The 3,027-nt window shown below is 71.5% G+C and carries 2 protein-coding genes and 1 pseudogene; all 3 read right to left on the bottom strand.

All coding sequences use genetic code 11. The annotated features are described in order from the left end of the window. Positions 1-100 precede the first annotated feature (100 nt). On the bottom strand, positions 101-1,075 hold the full coding sequence (locus ADL12_RS20800; protein WP_062704178.1) for a nucleoside hydrolase: 975 nt from the start codon (positions 1,073-1,075) through the stop codon (positions 101-103). Between the two features lie 114 nt (positions 1,076-1,189). Further along, a complete protein-coding gene (gene thrS, locus ADL12_RS20795) occupies positions 1,190-2,449 on the bottom strand; it encodes a threonine--tRNA ligase (protein ID WP_062704177.1) in 1,260 nt (419 codons plus the stop codon). A 494-nt stretch (positions 2,450-2,943) separates the two neighbouring features. Beyond that, positions 2,944-3,027: pseudogene (locus tag ADL12_RS52865) on the bottom strand (IS5/IS1182 family transposase); the annotation flags it as partial.

The raw sequence follows: 3,027 nt of genomic DNA, 5'->3' as shown, positions 1-3,027 counted from the left end.
TCCGGCGTTTGAGGACGAGGCCCGTTCAGGGCCGAAGCGGGGGTCTGGGGGCGGCAGCCCCCAGGGACGGGACGGGTAGGGGCGGCGGGGGCGAGAAACGCTAGGCGCGCTCCACCGTCGCCAGGTACAGCTTCACGAACCGGTCCACGTCGACGTCCAACGCCACGTCCACGAGCTGCTGTTCACGCAGGCCGGCATGGATCTCGGACTCCCCCGGCCGCGGGCGCCGGTCGACCATGGTCTGACCGCGCGTCGGCCCCGGGGCGAGGGAGACCTCCACGGGCAGGAGCCCGGTGGTGATGCCCGCCGGATCCACGACCGTGCACACCGCACCCGCGTCACCGATCCCCCCGGCCTCGGAGTCGGCGCCGACGTCCGGCGTCGCCGGGCGGTGGGCCAGCAGCTCGCCGGCGAGACGCGCACCGGGCTCCGCGCTCGCCCGCAGCCGCCGTACGTCCGCCCCGGGGACGACGACCCGCTGGAAGACGTCCAGGCCGTACATGGTGATCGGCACCCCGGCCGTGAGCAGGATCGCGGCCGCCTCCGGGTCGTGCCACACGTTGAACTCCGCGACCGGCGTGGCGTTCCCGCAGGCCACCGCGCCGCCCATGAACACGATCCGCTCGATGTTGTGCGTGACCTCCGGATGCGTGCGCAGCAGCAGGGCGATGTTGGTGAGCGGCGCGGTCGGGATCAGAGTCACCGGCCGCGGCGACGCCAGGATCTCGCGGCGCAGCAGCGTCACCGCGTCCACGTCGACCGCGGCGCGGGTCGGGGCGGGCAGCCCGATGTCGCCCATGCCGTCCTCGCCGTGCACGTGCCGCGCCGAGCGCGCGGGCTCGATCAGCGGACGTCCGGCGCCCCGGGCGACGGGGATGTCGGGGGCGCCGGCCTGCTCCAGAACGGTGAGGGTGTTGCGTACGACGCCGTCCACATCCGTGTTGCCCGCCACGCAGGTGACGGCGCGCACGTCGAGCCCCGGGTGGCGTACGGCGAACAGCAGCGCCAGAGCGTCGTCGACGCCGGTGTCACAGTCGATGATCACCGGGATTGGCTGCCCTTGGGCGTTCGTCACGGCGAGGCTCCTGACACGGGTGCGGTGGCGGGCTCTACGAAAGCGACCTTACGGTGTGATGTAGGTGGAGTGCGTCGCCGTATGGCGTCGTCGTGCGGTTTCGTGCGTGCGGCGTCATACGGCGTCTACCACCGCGTCCCACAGCTCGGGGCCGCGCGCCGCCACGCGGGCGGCGATCCGGGCGAGCAGTTCCGCGCCGGGTACGGCGCCCGGCCTGCGCCCGTCCCGCAGTCGTACGGCCACGAGGTCGCCGTCCGCCTCGGCCTCCCGCTCACCGATGACCGCCTGGTACGGCACGAGGCGTGCCGCGCGGATCCGGGCGCCCAGACTGCCGTGCTCGGGACCGGCGAGTTCCGCGCGCAGGCCTTGGTCGAGGGCCCGGCGCAACAGCTTCTCCGCCGCTGAGAGCTGCGCCTGCGACACCGGCAGGATCAGCAGCTGCACGGGGGCGAGCCAGGCCGGGAAGGCGCCGCCGTGCTGTTCGATGAGGTGGGCGACCACCCGTTCGACGCTGCCGATGATGCTGCGGTGGACCATGACCGGGCGGTGTTTGGCGCCGTCGGGGCCGATGTAGTGCAGGTCGAAGCGTTCGGGCTGGTGGAAGTCGATCTGCACGGTGGACAGGGTCGCCTCGCGGCCGGCCGGGTCGGTGATCTGAACGTCGATCTTGGGGCCGTAGAACGCCGCCTCGCCCTCGGCCTCCTCGTACGGGATGCCGGAGCTGTCGAGGACCTCGCGCAGCAGCGCGGTGGCCCGCCGCCACAGGCCGGGGTCGGCGACGTACTTGCCGCCGCCCGCGCCCTCGCGCCCGGCCTCGCCCGGGAGGGAGAGACGGTGGCGGGCGGCCCGGATACCCAGATCGGCGTAAGCGCGGGCGATGAGTTGCAGCGCGGCGCGGGCCTCCTGCACCGCCTGCTCCAGGGTGCAGAAGATGTGCGCGTCGTTGAGCTGGATCGACCGTACGCGGGTCAGACCGCCCAGCACCCCCGACAGCTCCGAGCGGTACATGCCGCCCAACTCGGCCATGCGGAGCGGGAGTTCGCGGTAGCTGTGGGAGCGGGAACGGTAGATCAGCGCGTGATGGGGGCAGAGGCTGGGCCGCAGCACCACCTCCTCCGCGCCGAGCCTCATCGGCGGGAACATGTCGTCGCTGTAGTGCGCCCAGTGCCCGGAGATCTCGTACAGCTCCCGCTTGCCGAGGACCGGTGAGTACACGTGCCGGTACCCGGCCGCCCGCTCGGCCTCTCGGACGTACTCCTCCAGGGTGTGCCGTACGACGGCCCCGTCGGGCAGCCAGTACGGAAGTCCCGCGCCCATCAGCGGGTCGGTGTCGAACAGGTCGAGTTCACGGCCGAGTCGGCGGTGGTCGTGCATGGCTGCTCCTCCAGGGGATACGGACGAGCACCCACGACGAAGCCCCGGGGCACTCGCCCCGGGGCTTGAAGATTCGCTCAGGTGTCAGCGCGCCGGGACGGGGTCCGGCGTCGTCGTGAGAGACGGGTGGGCGCGCTGCATTCGGGGACCGTAGCAAGGGGTGCCGTGGCGCGCGATCGCTTTTCTCGCCCCCGCCGCCCCTACCCGTCCCATCCCCCAGGGGCTCCGCCCTGTGAAACTTCTTAGGTATGGGTGCTCATGCATGCTGCTGGCATGCCGAGTACCTGCGGGTGTCCCAGGGGACAAGTCGGGGCAGCACATCAGGCGCGTTGTCGAAAACGCCCCAGCGCCGACGTCCGAGCAAATTACGCGGCTTCGCGCTCTCCTGCCGCCTGTCGACTAACCGGCACACCATCCCCAAGAAAAAGAAGAAGAGGAAGCCTGGGCCGGCACCCAGCGGACCGCCCAAAGTGATCAAGGAGCGTTTTCCAACCTCACGCTGATGCGTGGTGAAGGACGAGGACGGCCTTCACCACGTCGGTGATGCGGTTGGTGCTGCAGCGGAGTTTCCGCAGGAG

The sequence above is a fragment of the Streptomyces regalis genome, from assembly GCF_001509475.1.
GTDB lineage: Bacteria > Actinomycetota > Actinomycetes > Streptomycetales > Streptomycetaceae > Streptomyces > Streptomyces regalis.
This window is presented reverse-complemented; position numbering and strand designations above follow the sequence as displayed.